The organism is Catellatospora sp. NPDC049111, assembly GCF_040648615.1.
Classification (GTDB): Bacteria; Actinomycetota; Actinomycetes; order Mycobacteriales; family Micromonosporaceae; genus Catellatospora; species Catellatospora aurea.
Genome location: NZ_JBEZEB010000051.1, coordinates 30,134 through 46,762 on the forward strand (window position 1 = coordinate 30,134; position 16,629 = coordinate 46,762).

14 protein-coding genes and 1 pseudogene are annotated in these 16,629 nt (G+C 67.2%); 11 read left to right on the forward strand and 4 right to left on the reverse strand.

Going from position 1 to position 16,629, the window contains the following annotated elements; translation table 11 throughout:
* Positions 1-53 precede the first annotated feature (53 nt).
* Together AB0B66_RS38520 and AB0B66_RS38525 are read left to right on the forward strand one after the other, a co-directional pair.
* A complete protein-coding gene (locus AB0B66_RS38520; protein ID WP_360539658.1) occupies positions 54-1,472 on the forward strand; it encodes a helix-turn-helix transcriptional regulator in 1,419 nt (472 codons plus the stop codon).
* A complete protein-coding gene (locus tag AB0B66_RS38525) occupies positions 1,469-2,368 on the forward strand; it encodes an aminoglycoside phosphotransferase family protein (protein WP_360539660.1) in 900 nt (299 codons plus the stop codon). The genes AB0B66_RS38520 and AB0B66_RS38525 overlap by 4 nt, the downstream gene beginning before the upstream one ends.
* A gap of 123 nt (positions 2,369-2,491) precedes the next feature.
* On the opposite strand, the gene AB0B66_RS38530 is transcribed toward AB0B66_RS38525, so the two are convergent.
* A complete protein-coding gene (locus AB0B66_RS38530) occupies positions 2,492-3,220 on the reverse strand; it encodes a hypothetical protein (protein WP_360539662.1) in 729 nt (242 codons plus the stop codon).
* Between the two features lie 350 nt (positions 3,221-3,570).
* Here AB0B66_RS38530 and fxlA point away from each other — a divergent pair, with 350 nt between their 5' ends.
* The 6 genes and pseudogenes from fxlA (at position 3,571) to AB0B66_RS38560 (ending at position 9,116) form a co-directional block, all read left to right on the forward strand.
* Positions 3,571-3,723 carry an FxLD family lanthipeptide gene (gene fxlA, locus AB0B66_RS38535; RefSeq protein WP_360539664.1) on the forward strand — a complete coding sequence of 51 codons (153 nt, stop codon included), beginning with the start codon at positions 3,571-3,573 and terminating at the stop codon, positions 3,721-3,723.
* Between the two features lie 65 nt (positions 3,724-3,788).
* Complete coding sequence (locus AB0B66_RS38540; RefSeq protein WP_360539666.1) at positions 3,789-3,917, forward strand: hypothetical protein; 129 nt, start codon at positions 3,789-3,791, stop codon at positions 3,915-3,917.
* Positions 3,918-5,040 (forward strand): annotated as a pseudogene (locus AB0B66_RS38545) (lantibiotic dehydratase family protein).
* A gap of 203 nt (positions 5,041-5,243) precedes the next feature.
* A complete protein-coding gene (locus AB0B66_RS38550) occupies positions 5,244-5,726 on the forward strand; it encodes a hypothetical protein (protein WP_360539668.1) in 483 nt (160 codons plus the stop codon).
* Positions 5,727-5,760: 34 nt separating this feature from the next.
* The gene (locus tag AB0B66_RS38555) at positions 5,761-6,843 is read left to right on the forward strand and encodes a phosphotransferase (protein WP_360539670.1); all 1,083 of its coding nucleotides are present in this window, start codon (positions 5,761-5,763) and stop codon (positions 6,841-6,843) included.
* Complete coding sequence (locus AB0B66_RS38560; protein ID WP_360539672.1) at positions 6,840-9,116, forward strand: lanthionine synthetase LanC family protein; 2,277 nt, start codon at positions 6,840-6,842, stop codon at positions 9,114-9,116. Before AB0B66_RS38555 ends, AB0B66_RS38560 begins: the two co-directional genes overlap by 4 nt.
* 235 nt (positions 9,117-9,351) lie before the next feature.
* On the opposite strand, the gene AB0B66_RS38565 is transcribed toward AB0B66_RS38560, so the two are convergent.
* From AB0B66_RS38565 to AB0B66_RS38575, 3 genes are all read right to left on the reverse strand, one after another.
* On the reverse strand, positions 9,352-10,539 hold the full coding sequence (locus tag AB0B66_RS38565) for an RICIN domain-containing protein (protein ID WP_360539674.1): 1,188 nt from the start codon (positions 10,537-10,539) through the stop codon (positions 9,352-9,354).
* Positions 10,540-10,612: 73 nt separating this feature from the next.
* Complete coding sequence (locus AB0B66_RS38570; RefSeq protein WP_360539676.1) at positions 10,613-12,028, reverse strand: RICIN domain-containing protein; 1,416 nt, start codon at positions 12,026-12,028, stop codon at positions 10,613-10,615.
* A 463-nt stretch (positions 12,029-12,491) separates the two neighbouring features.
* On the reverse strand, positions 12,492-13,064 hold the full coding sequence (locus AB0B66_RS38575; protein WP_360539678.1) for a maleylpyruvate isomerase N-terminal domain-containing protein: 573 nt from the start codon (positions 13,062-13,064) through the stop codon (positions 12,492-12,494).
* A 260-nt stretch (positions 13,065-13,324) separates the two neighbouring features.
* Here AB0B66_RS38575 and AB0B66_RS38580 point away from each other — a divergent pair, with 260 nt between their 5' ends.
* The 3 genes from AB0B66_RS38580 (at position 13,325) to AB0B66_RS38590 (ending at position 16,628) form a co-directional block, all read left to right on the forward strand.
* Complete coding sequence (locus AB0B66_RS38580; RefSeq protein ID WP_360539680.1) at positions 13,325-14,623, forward strand: extracellular solute-binding protein; 1,299 nt, start codon at positions 13,325-13,327, stop codon at positions 14,621-14,623.
* 84 nt (positions 14,624-14,707) lie between these two features.
* Positions 14,708-15,724: a sugar ABC transporter permease gene (locus AB0B66_RS38585; RefSeq protein WP_360539682.1), complete on the forward strand. Its 1,017-nt coding sequence runs from the start codon at positions 14,708-14,710 to the stop codon at positions 15,722-15,724.
* A gap of 13 nt (positions 15,725-15,737) precedes the next feature.
* Entirely contained in the window at positions 15,738-16,628 is an 891-nt protein-coding gene (locus AB0B66_RS38590) for a sugar ABC transporter permease (RefSeq protein WP_360539729.1), read from the forward strand.
* The last annotated feature ends 1 nt before the right edge of the window (position 16,629 follow it).

The window sequence follows — 16,629 nt, forward strand, 5'->3', positions numbered from 1 at the left end:
CGGCTCCAACGCGCACAACGATGCGCAACGGACCGGCCTTTATTATCTCAGGCATGGCGCAGCTGCCACGGCCACTCGATCCCGACTCATCACCGCAAGCACGATTCGGCGCGACGCTGCGCCAGCTCCGTCAGGCTGCAGCCTTGTCACTCGCCCGGCTCGGAGTCGAGGTTCACCTTCACCCAGACGCCATCGCGAAGTATGAGAAAGCCGTCCGGTGGCCGGCGCGTAGCACCGTCGAGTCAATTGATCGCGTTCTCAAGGCCGACGGAGTGTTGGTGACTCTCTGGGAGGCCGTCGCAGGCTCCTCAACGCTAGACAGTTGGCCGGGCATCGGGCGTGAGCGCTACCTCTGGCAGTCCCACACTCTTTCGCTGGATGGTTCCACCGACCTGGCCACGTCCGGCAACCCCGCCCCAGATCCGGCCGACCGTGCCGATGACGTCCTGAGCCACATCCGCGCGCTCGCACGATCGAGTGGCCTCGGCGCGAGGCCAGCTGGGCGACGCCGCATCGCGTTGACCGACGTGGCCCGCCTCACCGCCATCACCGACCTGTACCGGTCGGTCGACCGCGAGCGCGGTGGAGGCGAGCTGTACCGGCAGCTGGCGCAGGTAGCCGAAGCCGCGACCATGTGGCTCGCACCCGGTTACACCGTCTGCGATCCGCAGGCCCGCCATCACCTGGCGCGTGCGACCGCTGATGTGCGTCTGCTCGCCGGGTGGACCGCTTTCGACGCGGGCATGTACGAAGACAGCCAGCGCCACTTCATCCTCGCTGAACGGGCCGCGGTACGGGCCGGCGACGCCATGCTGACCGCGAAGGTCCGATATTGCCTGGTGCGTCAGCTACAGCACCGCCATCACAACGTCGACGCGCTCGACACCGCGCAATTCGCCCGCGCGGACCTCGGATCGGCAGGTACCCCAGCTATGCGTGCCATGCTGTTGGGTGCCGAAGCTGCATCCTTGGCAGCACTCGGGTACCGCGACCAGGCACGTCAATGTCTCCATGCGGCCAGTGACACATTCGCCGACATCAGGCCCGAAAACGAGCCGGCCTGGATGCACTTCTACGACGCAGGCGAGCTATATGCCCAGTACGGCCGTGTCTACCGTGACCTTGCCCGGCAACACCGATCACAACGACGCCCAGTGGTGCCTTCAGCAGATCCCGGCTACGGTGCCCAGGCGGTGTTCTGGGTGAACCAGGCACTCGCAGGATTCGGCACCGGCCACATCCGGTCGATAACGCTCAACCGGGCCGGGTTGTTCAGCTCGCTGATGCTCGCCGGCGACCCGGACGCGGCCCTGGCCGTCGGTACCGAGTTGCTGACCTCTGCCAGGGCGGTCTGCTCTCAACGTGTCGTCGAGCGCATCGTCAATCTGCGCCGAGACCTCGTCGCGTACGAGCGCCGATCGGACGTGTCCGCGTTCGCGCACATGATCAGTACCCGGATCGTGGCGCCATGAGCGGCGGCCGCTTCACCAAAGAGATCATGACCGCCGCTATGCGCCACCTCGCCGACGCCCACGACCTCGATGCGAACGGCGCTCGCCTACTCCGACTGACCAACAACGCGGTCTTCGCGCTGCCCGCTTGCGCAGTGGTGATCCGGATTGCCCGATCGCATCTTCCCGGAGACCGGATCAGCAAAGGCGTCAAACTGGCCCGATGGTTCGAGGCCATCGACGCACCCACCATCAGGCTCGCCGGCCCCGAAGCCCAGCCCCTGCACATCGACGGGTTCCAAGCGACGATATGGCGCTACCTGCCCCCTGGCGCACCACTGACCGCAATGGACTTAGGCACTGCGCTGAGACAGTTTCACTCCCTTGGCCAACCGCCGTTTCCCATACCCGTCTGGGACCCGGTCGGCGATGCTCGCCGCCGCCTTGCCGACTCCGAGGACCTTGACGACGCCGACCGCAACCGGATCTACGCCTGGTGCACTCAGCTAGAGCCTCGTGTATCCGAGCTGCGGCAGCACTTTTCGACAACATTGGTCCACGGCGACGCCCACGTGGGTAATCTCCTGCGCGACGGCGGACGGGCCGTTTTCTGCGACTTCGATCCCATCTGCCGCGGGCCGTGGCAGGCCGATCTCGCGGCTGTTGCTGTCGGCGAGGACCGCTTCGGGCGGCGCGGCGGCTATCGGACGTTGGCCGACAGTTACGGCTGTGACGTGCGTGCCGATCCCCGCTGGCCCGTCTTCCGTGCCGCACGCGAGCTGAAGATGATCGTCGCGGCCGTGCCGTTGATGGCCAGCTCGCCAGGCGTCGCACGCGAGTTCCGTGTTCGCCTGGACTCTGTCATGAGCGGGGACCGAGCGGCACGTTGGACACCGTTTGCCGAACTGCCAACGTGACGCTTACGGAACCGGCGGCGCGGCCTCACCGTTGCCGCCGGATCCGATGAGGGGTAATCATCCATCAACGGCGCTGCTCGCCGCGATGCCATCGTGCGAACCAGTCGCTTGCGTCCGACGCCGTCACTGCTCGGCCCAAGGGTCGCCGAGCGCCCACACACGCGCGGCCTGCATGACGACGTCGTCCAAAGGCGGGGTTAGCGGGATGTCCTCGGACCTGTAGCGCGGGGCCACGTAGACGGGAGCGACCTGCGGCGGTGGCACGCCGTGACGCTTGACCTCGAGCTTCAGACCGAGCTCGGTGATCTCCTCGCGCCGATGGATCAACTCGACGGCCTCGACCATGATCACGGCGGCATCGACGGCGGCACCGGAGACGTCGTCGTCTTCGTCGTGGAGGTACGGGTCGATAGCCGCTAGGAAGGCTGGCCGCATCGACAACACGGCGTCGGCTTCTGCGTCTTGCCCGGCTCGCCAGCCCGCGTCGGATGTAAGGTCTGCCAGCCACATGATCAGCTTCGCGCGAAGCTGTATCGGCTCGTCTCTGCTCCACTGGAATCTGCCGAACGGACACACGGTGGCGGTACGCGGGTCTGCGAGGATCGCTGCGATGTACTGGGCGGCGGGCACCACCACGGTGTAGATGGTGTTCTGGTGCCGGAGCGGTTCCAGGTCCCAGAAGGCATCGGCCTGCACGACCGGATCTGGGTGCAGGAGCGCACGTAGCACATATGGCAGCCATCGGGCGTCACGATGTGCGGGCTCATGGCCTTCCCACCCTGCGCCACGAAGTAGCGCCTCGGGATCTGAAAGGTCGGCGCCGGCCACCGGTCTGACGTCGTGGTCACTCATCGCGGCACCATACCGCCGCCCCGCCTCTACATAAGTCGCAGCCCTACCGGCAGCGCACCGTCGCTCGATCCGATCTTCAGCAGTGATCGGTCGGCGCAACCTGCCATCCAGACAAGGCCGCTGTCTGCATGGCAGATCTCGAATCCGGCTGGCACATGCCGCTCAATGGGACCGGCGACACCGGCAAAGCAGACCGTCCCATCCACGCAAGTCACCAACAGCACGATCACGCCGATCGCCCGCGGCCACGGGCGGCTCCGGTGAGCCGGCCGCCAGCACGCAGGTCGAAGAAGCCGCAGCCTGCGGCCCAACTGCCGAACGCACACGAGCCCCGCCTCAAGGGAGATGAGATGCAGGTAGGCACCGACGAACCGGACGTCTTCGCTCTGGATGTCACGGTCACCGACGACGTTCCGCCCGGCCTGGACAACAAACGCTGCGGCACCAACGACGGCTGCGCAGGCACCTGTGCGTCGTCGTGCGTCACCCACAGCCCCAACTGATCACCGCCAGCGGGGGCGGCCCCTGGCCGCCCCCGCTCACCATCGCATCGAGGAGACGACGAGCAGTGAACCCCGACCGGTGGCTGTTCTACCGGCACAACGCAGCCGCCCTACTCCGCGCCGCCGCAACGCCGCTTGACGCCGGGCCGCGGTGGTGGCCGGACCTGGACGACACCGAGTCGTCCCTGGCCTAACTGAGCCAGGTCTGGTCCCAGCCCGGCTTCGCCGACGAGGTATGGCAGTCCACGCCGACCCTCGCCCGCAGCGTCGAAGCCCTGCTGACGCGGCCCCGCCGAGTCGGCGCTGGGCGGGACGTCCCCCGCCGGTGCATGGCGGTCATGCGCTACGCGCTACGCGCCACCGGACGGCCGACGCCCTTCGGCCTGTTCGCCGGGACCGCCGCCGTGACGCTCGGCGGCTCGGCGGCCGTCCGCTGGGGTGCCGAACACCGCGCTGGCACGCGTGGACACGCAGTGGCTCGCCGACGTCACCACCCGACTCGAAACCGAACCCGAGCTGCTCACACGTCTGGCGGTGCAGTTCACCAACCTAGCAGTACTGCGCGGCGGCCGGATCGAGACACCGCACGGCCCGCAGCGGGCCAGCGTCGGCTACAGCAGAGCAGTCCAGGCGATCCACGAAATGTCGCCGACCCTGGTGCCCGTCTCAGTCCTGACCGACCGGCTGCTCACCGAATTTCCCACCGGCAGCGTCGAAGGGCTTCACGTCCTACTGGCGGGGCTGATCCGGCAGGGTCTGCTCATCACCGACCTGCGAGCACCGTTCACAGTCACCGACCCCCTGTCGTACCTGCTGGACCGGCTGGCCGCGGCCGGAGCCGAGCAGATCCCCGCAGTCCAAGAGTCCGTGCAGCTGCTGGCGCAGATCCGCGACGGCCTGCACGCCCACAACCAGCCCGGCGCAGGCAACCGAGGACAGCGTGAGCAGGTCATGGGCCGGATGGCCATGCTGTCCACGGCCGGGCGGTGCCCGCTAGCGGCCGACCTGGTCCTCGACTGCGACACCCAGATCCCCGCACACGTCGCCGAGGAGATGGAACACGCCGCGAGCGTGCTGCTGCGCCTGTCCCGTCGCCCGGCAGGCGACACCGCGTGGCGCGACTTCCACACCCGGTTCATCGAACGGTACGGCACGGGCGTGCTCGTACCCGTCACCGACGTCACCGACCTCGATGCAGGGCTCGGATTCCCGGCCTCCTACCTGGGCAGCGTCGCCGCCGACCCGGCCGAACCGCCGACCAGACGCGACCAGCTCATGCTCGCCCTGGCCATGCGCGGGCTCGCCCTGCTCGCCTGAACCGTACTCGGGAGCGCCGCGCGCAACGCGGGAGCGAAACAGGACGGCATTCCGGGATCTCCTGTTCCGATGTTTCTCGAAGGCGCGCTTTCGTCCATCTGAAACTTGCTAACCTACATCGCAGGTGTGGATGCGCGTGGAGCGATCATGTACCGGTTTCGCCCATCGGCCGACCTCGTTCGTTCAGGTGTAGGGGGCTGCAGATGTCTGAGCAGATGCCTGATGATATAGCCGCCGAACTGGTTTCGGATCCCACGAATCCGCCAGACGTGGTGGTTATGCGGGGTTTCCTGGGAAAGAGTGATCGGGCTGGCTTCTCAAGGCTGTACGCAGATCTGAATTTCAGTGAGTTCGTCGAGGTCGCCGACGATGATGTGGTCGCCAGCCGGTCCCTCGCCGGAAACCAGAACCCGCTGGGTGGCACCGTCCTGTGGGTCAGGCGGACCGCGACGCTTCTGCGTGCGACAGTCTGTACCGCGCGAGAACACTCGGCCTTTCTCCAGGGCGAGATCACCGCCAAGGCGTTGCATCGGTCCAGGATGGAACTTCCCGTCGGGCGCAGACCCGTCGACGTCCCCGTGCTGCGCGGCGGTCCTACCGACCCGCTGTACTACTCCACGTGCCGGGGCCCACTCTGCGAGGACCCCGGCCCGAATCCTGGCTGCCCGCAGAACACCGTGCTGTAGACGGTTCGGGACACTCATGCTCGGGCCTCTCGAGGTGGTGCCGTACCTGCAGGATCGCGGCTATCTGACGACTTCGGGTGCCGCGTTGGACGGCATCACCATCGAGGACGCCTCCCGCCGGAACACCAATCTCAAGGTGCTTTGCCGGCGAGGTACGAGCTACTTCCTGAAACAGGCCCGAGACTCCGACGGAGCCGCACACCTGGCCCATGAAGCCTCGATCTACCGAATCCTGCTGGCCGATGCTCGCCGAGACTCGGTCAGGCGCTGCGTGCCCCGGCTGATCGGATATGACCCGATCGCGCACGTCCTCGTCACGGAGCTCATGGCGAAATCCCACGACCTCCGGGAGCACCACGCCCGCCAACGGCGTTGTCCTGTCGCTTTGAGCATGGCCGTCGCGCGCGCGTTGGCCACCGTGCACCGGTTCCCGATAACGTCGGACCTGGCCCCGACGGGCTCGCCCGGCCCTCCCTGGATCTTTCGGCTGCACCGGCCCGGCCTGCGGCAGTGGCGCGGCCTCAGCGGTGCCAGCCTGAAGGCGATCGAAATCATCCAGGGCAGCGCGGAGTTCTGCCGCCTGCTCGACGGCCTCGGGCAGGAGTGGCGAAGCGATACGCTCATTCACTTCGATGCCCGGTGGGACAACTGCATCGTGCCCGATTCATCCGCCCCCCGGTATACGACAGGGCTACGCATCGTCGACTGGGAGCTCGCCGGCTTGGGCGACGCCTGCTGGGACACCGGCTCCGTCATGGCAGATTACCTGAGCCTCTGGCGCGCATCCGTCCTGCTTGTCGATGATCAGGCAGCCGAGCAGGCCACAGGCGACGGTCTACGTCAGCTGGAGCGGATACAGCCCGCGATGAGAGCGTTCTGGAACACCTACGTCAAGTGCATGCGCCACGAGCCCGCCCTCGCCAACGAGCTGCTGGTGCGCACCGCGCGATTCACCGCGGTACGGCTGCTGCAGACCGCGGTGGAGGCGACACAGATCTCGCCGGAGATCACCAGCGGCATTGTGGGGAGTCTGCAGCTCAGCCTCAGCATGTTGCAGCGTCCGGTGGAGACGATCGCACATCTGCTCGGCATCCGACCGACCGTCTCCAGCCGATGACGAACGTGTATCGCCACAGCATCGTCGGCGTGCTGCGAGCCACCGAGGTGCAACAGGGGTTCACCTACCGGTGGTTCGGCCGGCGGTTCGGAGCACTACCCAGCTCGGTCAGGCGCCGGATCGATGACACGACGGCGCGGCACCACCTGCTCCTGAACCTTCAGGCCCAGCTCTATCGCCTGTTCTACTGTCGGGGTGAGGCAACACCCAGCGGCCTGTCGTCCCAGCGCCACCCGGCGATACCGCTGCGACCCGAGTTGGAACGCGCCAATCAGGGGCGCGGATACTGGGGACGAGGCTGGCGGGTTCGCTCGTACGACATGGCGTCGATGACGTTCACGGTCAGGCGAGGCAGCCTGACCTTGCACGTGGACGCGAAGGACTGCACGGCCCCTGAACCCGGCCTCCCGCCGCCGGAGGAGACGGTGTCCGTCCGCTTCCCGAAGGACCTGCCCCACCTGTCCCCTGGCTTCTATCTGGCCCTGGGAGACACTGAGCTCAAGCAGGACGAACCCTCAGGGATACTGCGCCTGTACTGGAACCTCACGGCTTCCGGGGCCGTCGGCTTCATGGAAAGGACGACCAGAGCCCTCAACAGGGCTGAGCTGCCGTTCGCGCTGAAGGCCATCGACGACGCGACGCAGTATCGGCGTTGCGACGCCGTCGTCCTCTACCTGCGCAAAGACGACTTCCGACAGGCCTCGGCGATCCTGCAGCGGGTTCACCGAGCACTCGAGACGAGCATGCGGCCCGCGACGCCGGCACTGACCAAGAGGATCGCAGCAGGGGTCGGCGTTGCGGAGAGCCCGCCCTCAGGCCTCAGTTTCGGGATGAGCCGCTGCCGGGCCCTGGCCGAGGCCATGCTGAGGGCTCATGAAACCGGCAGGATCTCGATAGATGATCGGCTGCGGTCAGTGGCGGAGTGCTTCATCGAGGACGGCTTCGACATCGACTCCCCCTACGTGAACCTCGGGTCACTCGACCAGTTCGCGTTCGGGCCGCTTCCGAGGAGACGTTCCACGCCGGCTGCGGTGCTCCAGGCGCCTACCCGTGCCGAGTGTCTGGAGGTGGCTGCCGACATCGGCCGCACGCTGGCTCGACAGGCGATATGGCACGACGGCCGATGCAACTGGATCGGCGCGGAGCTCGTGCCCGACGAGGTCGATGCCACAACGGGCTCGCGCTTCAACACGGTGTACCGGACGCTTGCGCCTGACATGTACTCCGGGAGCAGCGGGGTCGCCCTGTTCATGGCCGAACTGGCGGCGCTCACCGGTGATGCCCTGATACGCCGGACGGCGCTGGGCGCCGTCCGGCAGGCTCTCGCCTCTTTCCGGAGCGTGCCTGCCGACAAGCGCCTCGGGCTCTATTCCGGCCTGGTAGGAATCGCCTGTGTCGCCGCACGCATCGCAAGGACATGCGGCGAGCAGAGCCTGCTTGCCGACGTTGCCCAGCTGCTTGCCCACCTCACGCGCACGAACCGTGTAGGTCGGCAGTTCGACCTGATCGCCGGGAAGTCCGGGGCGATCGTGGGGCTGCTGCGGCTTCGGCATGAGCTGGGGGACACGGCTCAGGTCGATCTCGCGTGTCGGCTCGGGGACTCGCTGCTGAAAACCGCGGAGCACTCTCGTGCCGGATGCTCCTGGCGGTCACCAAGCTTCCGCTACCGACACCATCTGACCGGTCTCTCCCACGGTACGGCCGGAGTGGCCTACGCTCTCCTGGAGCTTTATCACGAGACGGCGCGGGTCGACTATCTGTCGGCGGCAGAAGACGCTTTCAGATATGAGCGACACTTCTTCAACAGCGACGTCGGCAACTGGCCCGATTTTCGTGAGGAGTCGCTGCGTCATCGCCAGAGCCCGCAGTCGTACAAGACGTCCTGGTGCCACGGGGCGCCGGGGATCGCGCTGTCGCGGCTGCGCGCATACCAGATCACCGGCGACGACATCTACCGGCAGGAAGCGGAGATCGCTCTGAACACGACTCGTGCGGCGATCAGCGCCGCGCTGGAGTCTCGTCGATGGAGCTATGCGCTCTGTCACGGCCTGCCGGGCAACGCCGACGTGCTGATCTCCGGTCACCGGGTGCTCGGCTCGGCAAGGACAGGCGACCTACACCTTGCTGGACAGGTGGCCGACGCGACCACCCGGTTTCGCGGACCGGGCGACATCGACAGCCCGACCCTGATGCTCGGCCTGGCGGGTGTCGGGTACTTCCACCTTCGGCTGTGCGATGCCGAGACCCCATCTGTGCTGTGGAACTCGATCTGACCGGGCAATGCGGAGCGCCGACGGACCCGATCAGCTCAGTTAGCCGCCACCAGTTCGCCCGGGTACCGCGCAGGGGTGGTAGGCGTGGACGCCGGCACTGCCGCGGCGGATGGGCGGGCTGAGTCGTCCTGGCGGGTCGGCGTGGATGTGGACCCAGGCTCCAGGGGGGCGTCGGCGCATTGCCGCGCCGACGCCCCTGGGTCGGACCGACGACGGTCGGAGGTCGTCGGTCAACCTAGACCTGGGTGCGCGACCACTGCAGGTTGGTGCCGCTGCCGCAGGTGTACTGGATCACATTGGCTCCGTCGGCGGTCGACGCACTGGCCACGTCGAGGCACTTTCCGCTGACCTGGCTCACCACCCGGTAGTAGCCGCCCCCCGCATCCTGGAACTGCCACTTCTGGTTCGCTCCCCCGTTCCAGGTGTACTGCTTGATCTCGGCATTGTTCGCCGTCGACGCCCCGACCACGTCCATCACCTTGCCGCTGTGACGGGCGGTGATCCGGTACTGGGGGGCAGCCGTCGGCAGCTCGGCCACCGGCAGCACCGTGCCGTGCCGGCAGCCCGGACACCCGACGCTGCTCAGACCGGACCAGCTGTTGAGGTTGGAGCTGGTCGCCGACCAGATGCCGCCGTTGGTGTACCTGTCGATGTAGATCCGCCAGGTCCCATTGGCCAGCTGGAACACCGCCGGCCCCTCGTACCCCGACGTCCACAGGCTGCCCACCGAGGTCCATCCGCTGGTCAGGCTCGCACTGGTCCAGTGCTCGATGAACTTCGAGGTCTCGTCCTTGACGAAGGCGTGGTAGGTGCCGCCCGAGCGCACCACGAACGTGTCGATGTGGTTGGCGCCCAGCCCGCCCATCGCGACCGGCCCGCTCCAGGAGGTCAGCGAGCTGTTCGTGGCGGTGAAGACGTAGGGCTGGAAGCAGTTCGAGCAGGTGGTCTGCGCGATGCTCACGATGACCCGGACGGTGCTGCCCTCGACGTAGAACTCCGGCGCCCACACGAACCTCGTGTTCGCGATGCCCGAGTTGACGCTGGCCACGTGCTGCCAGGTGGTCAGGTTCGTGCTGGAGGCGATGTTGAAGTAGGTGGAGTTCGTGGTCCACGACTGGACGGTGTACGCGATGTAGTACGTACCGTTGTGGTTGATGATGCTGGGGTCGCGCAGGACGCCCGACGGCCCCTGGTAGTTCGTGTCGGCCAGGACGCTGAAGTTGTTGCCGTCGGTCGACTGGTAGACCCACAGCTCCTGGTCGGCCGCGCCGTCGCCCTTGAACGTGGTGTAGATGTACCCGCTGGCGGCCGCCGCGGGCGACGTGACCGCGACGAGGCCGGTGACGGCGACGAGCATGACGCCGGCCAGCCGGGCCACCCACCGGCTGAGTCTTGTTCCCGGTGTTGCAGTGCGTGACTTCACGCTTGCCTCCTCAGGCAGGACAGGGTGGTGGTGATCGCCGCAGGCGGACGATCCCCGGTTGACTGGTGACGTGTCATGCCGTGGTGCGCGACCACTGCTGGTTGGTCCCGCTGCCGCAGGTGTACTGCTGGATGTCGGCGCCGTCGGCCGTGTTCGAGCTCACGACGTCCAGACACTTGGCGCTGTTCCGGGCCCGCAGCTGGAAGTAGCTGCCCGTGGCCACCCACTGCCACTGCTGGTTCGTGCCGCCGCCGCAGGTGTACTGGATGACGTTGGCCCCGTTGGCCGTCGAGTTGCCGGCCACATCCAGACACTTGCCGCTGTTGACGTTCATCAGCCGGTAGTAGCCGCCCCCGACGTCCTGGAACTGCCACTTCTGGTTGGCTCCCCCGTTCCAGGCGTACTGCTTGACCTCGGCATTGTTGGCCGTCGACGACGAGACCACGTCCATCACCCTGCCGCTGTGGCGGGCGGTGATCCGGTACGTCGGGGCCGATCCGCCGCCGGTGACGGTGCCGGTCGCGGCGTCGATGGTGATCTGCGGGTGCCAGGTCAGGCTCATGCTGGTGCTGCTGGGGAAGCTGATGGGCAGCCAGACGTACTGCGAGTCGCCCACCGGCCCGCCCCAGGCACCGGCCCAGCGGTCGCCCATGTACAGGTAGCTGGTCGTCGAGGTCCCCTGGATCGGCAGCACGTACGTCGGCTGGGAGCTGAACGTCGTGCCGTCGCCGACGTTGGTCCATCCGGTCCACGGGCCGGAGATGCTGCTCGCCGTCGCGTATTTCGCCTGGTTCGGGCTCCAGCCGGTCGCGCCCGAGGTGAGCAGGAAGTAGACACTGCCCCGCTTGAACATGGCCGGGGCCTCGCGGTGCGCGTCGTTCCAGAAGTTGCCGACCAGGGTGCTGACGTTCAGGTAGTCCGAGGTCAGCCGGTAGATGTGCAGGTCGTAGTTCTCGTCCGCCGCGGAGATCATGTACGCGGTGCCGTTGTCGTTGTAGAGCGTGATGTCTCGCGACATGTGCTGCCCGAGCGGGCGGAAGCTGCCGTGGTAGGTGTAGTTGCCGTCCACGGTCGCCGACGAGGCGACCGCGGCGCGCGCCTCGCTGTAGTTCGACCCGTTCTCCCTGTGCATCCACATGACGAATCGGCCCGTGGAGCTGTTGTAGATGACTTTCGGCCGCTCGATGTTCGAGACGTTGAGTTCGGCGTGCGACGACTGGGTGAGGACGTTGTTGCGGAACTCCCAGTTCTTGAGGTCCGTGGACCGGTACACCGAGACGGCACGGAAGGTGTTGTCGGCGTTGCGGTTCTCGCCGAACCAGTAGTAGTAGCCGCTCACCTGCAGCACGCCGCCACCGTGGGCGTGCAGCACGTTCCCGCTGGTGTCCCGGAACTGGGTGCCGTTGGTGATGTCCACGGGGGCCGCGTTCGCCGGCGACACCGCGAAGCAGACGGCGGCGCCGGCGAACAGGACTGCCGCGGCGACCATCCGGATCGACCGGACGAGGCCACGGACGGGGGGACGGGGTCGGAGGTTCTCCTTCACGCTGATCAACTTCCCTCTGTCGAAGCCGACGGCAGCTCCCTCGGCCGCGCAGGGCCGAGGGAGCGCCGGATTTCAGCTGGGTGACAACAGGGTTAACTTTGCTGAATCCGCGCGCCACACTCGGTACACAAGGGCACACGAACGTACGTGATCGAACATCGGAGCGGCCGGCAGTCTCCGGCCGAGCCGGCGGTTCTCGGAGCGGGCAGGGGCTCGGCGGAGCGCGGTGCCGCCGGGGTGGACGATGGTGTCGGCGGAGCGTTGGCGCGGCAGCGTGCGGACTGCGGCGGCGGTCACGGGACGAGCGTACGGCCGGGGTGGTCGGCGGTCAGCGGGCTGTGAACAAGTCCATCGGGGACTGTTCGGCCACTGGGTGCGGATGCGCGCGAAAGGTCGCCGGGGGTCGTCAGCGGGCGGCGCGCCAGGTCCAGGTGGTGCGGCGGGGGTGGCCGGGAAGTTCGCCGCGGCCGGTGCACCACAGCAGCACCGCCGCCGGGTCGCCGGTCGGGGCGTCGGGGAACAGCCGGTGCAGGATCAGCGCGGCGAGTTCGCCGGGAATGGTCCAGGTCGGGGCGAGGCCGCGGGTGATGTCGTGGGTGTGCAGCAGGGTCTCGGCCATGCCCATGGCGGCGAAGCCGCTCGGGTCGCACGACCCCCAGTGCCAGGCGCGCAGGGCGGGGTCGGCGGCGTCGAGCAGTGCGGTCAGCAGCCCGCCCGCGGCGGTGATGATCTGCAGCAGCTGCGTGGGGGTGGCCGCGGGTCGCACGGTGAGGTCGCAGGGCAGGTAGGCGTCGTCGGGTACGGCGGCGAGCTGGGTCGCGTACGCGGTGAGGTCGTGGGCGATGTGGGCGGCGGTCTCGTGGCAGGTCCAGTCGAGCGGCCCGGCCGGCATGGACCAGTCGGCGGCCGGGTGCGGGCGGAGTGCGGCTTGCAGGTTTTGCAGGGCCTGGCGGAGATCCTGGGGACCGGGGTCGCGCATCGGTGCACTGTGTCACGTCCGGTGGGGGCGGCGACAGCCGATTCGCCGACCTGCTGAAACTGTTAGCAAGGTCTGCCAATTGATTTCAGTAGATCACGAGTCTGTGAACGGCGTCACGCCTGCTTATTGTGCCTATTTGCCGGTTTTGTCAACGCCATTTGGTAACGGCCTTGCGCGAAAAGCCGCAAGGACTTTCTGAATCCGAAACTTCTTGCTAACGTCGCGCGCTGGAAGGACAGGCATACCCCGAGGAGCGAATAATGCGTCGCACCGCCAGAGGGATCGCCGTTCTTGCCTCCGCTGCCATCGCTCTCGCGGTGACGGCCTGTGGCAACGACGCGACCGAGGCACCCAGCAAGACCGACCCCGCGGCCCTTTCGGCCGAACTGACGTGGTGGGACACGTCGGACCCCACCAACGAGGGCCCGGCGTTCAAGGAGCTCATCACCGAGTTCAACAAGAGCTACCCGAACGTGAAGATCAACTACCAGTCGGTCCCGTTCGCTGACGCGCAGAACAAGTTCAAGACGGCTGCCGCGGCCAAGTCCGGCGCCCCGGACATCCTGCGCGCCGAGGTGGCGTGGGTGCCGGAGTTCGCCTCCCTGGGCTACCTGTACAACCTCGACGGCAGTGAGCTGCTGGCCGACGAGTCGGACTACTTCACCACCCCGATGTCGGCGAACAAGTTCGAGGGCAAGACCTACGGTGTGCCGCAGGTCACCGACTCGCTCGCGCTGATGTACAACAAGAAGATCTTCACTGAGGCCGGCATCGCCGAGGCTCCGAAGACCTGGGCCGACGTGAAGACCGCCGCGGCCGCCATCAAGGCCAAGACCGGCAAGGACGGCCTGTTCATCAACGCCGGCGGCTACTTCCTGCTGCCGTTCATCTACGGCGAGGGCGGCGACCTGGTCGACACCGCCGCCAAGAAGATCACCGTGAACTCCGCGGCCAACGTCGCGGGCATCTCGGTGGCCGCCGACCTGATCAAGTCCGGCGCCGCGGTCAAGCCGCCGGCCAACGACTCCTACGGCACCATGATGACCCTGTTCAAGGAGCAGAAGGTCGCCATGATCATCAACGGCCCGTGGGAGGTCAACAACGTCCGCACCGCCCCCGCCTTCGGCGGCATCGAGAACCTCGGCGTCGCCGCGGTTCCGGCGGGCTCGGCCAAGGCCGGCGCGCCGGTCGGCGGCCACAACTACGTGCTGTACTCCGGCATGGCGCAGGACAAGGCCGCCGCGGCCATCGCGTTCGTGAAGTTCATGTCGTCGGCGCAGTCGCAGGCGTTCCTGGCCGACAAGCTGGGCCTGCTGCCGACCCGCAAGTCGGCGTACGACATCGACAAGGTGAAGAACAACGCGATCATCGCGGCGTTCCAGCCGGTCGTGGCTTCGGCCGTGGCCCGGCCGTGGATCCCCGAGGGCGGCCAGTTCTTCGTCCCGCTCGACACGATGGCGACCGAGGTCCTGATCCAGGGCAAGGACGTCAAGACCTCCCTCGACGGGGTCGCGAACAAGTACAAGACCGAGGTCGTCACCGCCTACACGGCGTCCTGACCCTCACCTGAGGCCGGTCCCCAATGCGGGGACCGGCCTCAGGGCCTTCCTCTGCGCCCCTTTCACCCCACTCGGAGCACGCCCGTGAGCACAGACACCGCCACGCCGGCCCGGACCAGCCCCCCGCCGCGTGAGACTCGACGACCCGGCCGGCTGCGCCGCAGCTGGGACAAGCACTGGTACGCCTGGGTGATGGTCGCCCCGGTCGTGCTCGTGCTCGGAGTCCTGATCTTCTACCCGCTCGGCCGCGGCATCCTGCTGTCGTTCACGAACCTGACCGAGGCCAACCAGCTCGCCGAGATCTGCAGCAAGTCGATCACCGGCACCGAGGTGTGCAAGCCGAACCCGAACGGATGGGAGGTCGTCGGCGTCGACAACTACGTCAACATCCTCACCGGCAAGGTCGGGGAGTTCTGGCAGCAGTTCGGCGTCACCCTCATCTGGACCATGACCTGCGTGGTGTTCCACTACGCCATCGGGCTCGGCCTGGCGGTGCTGCTCAACCGGCCGCTGCGCGGCCGGGGGATCTACCGGGTGCTGCTGATCCTGCCGTGGGCGGTGCCCGCGTTCGTGTCCGCGTTCGCGTGGCGGTTCATGTTCAACGAGCAGTTCGGCCTGATCAACTCGGTGTTCGAGTCCGTCGGCCTGGACCGCGTCGCGTGGTTCGCCGACTGGAAGACCGCGCTGCTGACCGCGATCGTCGCCAACATCTGGCTGGGCGTGCCGTTCATGATGGTGACGCTGCTCGGCGGTATGCAGACCATCCCGGGCGAGCAGTACGAGGCCGCCGAGATCGACGGCGCGACCCCGTGGCAGCGTTTCGTCAACATCACCCTGCCGGGCCTGCGCTCGGTCAGCATGACGGTGCTGCTGCTGGGCACCATCTGGACCTTCAACATGTTCCCGATCATCTTCCTGGTCACCGGCGGCGAACCGGCCGGGCAGACCGAGATCCTGGTGACCGGTGCGTTCCGGGCGGCGTTCGAGGGCATCCGCAACTACTCGCTGGCCTCGACGTACGGCGTGCTGATCCTGTCCATCCTGCTCGTCTTCTCCGTGTTCTACCGGCGGGCGCTGCGCAAGCAAGGCGAGGTGTGGTGACATGACCATGACCATGGCCCCCGGCACGACGGCCGGGCAGTCCGCACCCACCCCGCGGGTCAACAAGCACAGCCGGGCCAAGCGCAGCCCGCTGGCCTCGTTCGGCCTGCACGCGACCCTGATCGGGGCGTCCCTGATTGCGGTGTTCCCGATCGCGTGGGTGGTGCTGAGTTCGTTCAAGCCCAAGCAGTGGGTGCAGAGCAGCGAGTTGTCACTGGTCAAGGAACCGACCCTGGGCAACTACGAGTACGTGCTGTTCGAGACGAACTTCGGCACCTGGATGCTCAACTCGGTGATCATCGCGGTGTGCACGATGGTGATCGGCATCCTGATGTCGGCGACCACCGGGTACGCGCTGTCGCGGTTCAACTTCCCGGGCCGGCGCAAGCTGATGATGGTGTTCCTGGTGACGCAGATGTTCCCGGTCGCCATCCTGATCGTGCCGATCTACCAGATCATGGCGACGCTCGGGCTGATCAACACGCATGCGTCACTGGTCATCGCGTACCTGACGATCGCGGTGCCGTTCTGCTCGTGGATGCTCAAGGGTTACTTCGACTCGATCCCGACGTCGCTGGACGAGGCCGCCTCGATCGACGGGTGCGGGCCGTTCCAGACGTTCTGGCGGGTCATCATGCCGCTGGCCAGGCCCGGCATCGCGGTGACCGCGTTCTACACGTTCCTGACGGCGTGGGGCGAGGTGGCGTACGCGTCGGCGTTCATCCAGACCGACGACAGGTTCACCCTCGCGTACGGCATGCAGCAGTTCGTGCCGCAGTTCAACGCCCAGTGGGAGTACCTGACCGCCGCCGCGGTGCTGGTCACGGTGCCCGCCGGGCTGGTCTTCCTGTACGCCCAGCGCCACCTGGTGTCCGGCCTGACCGCCGGTGGAACGAAGGGCTGAG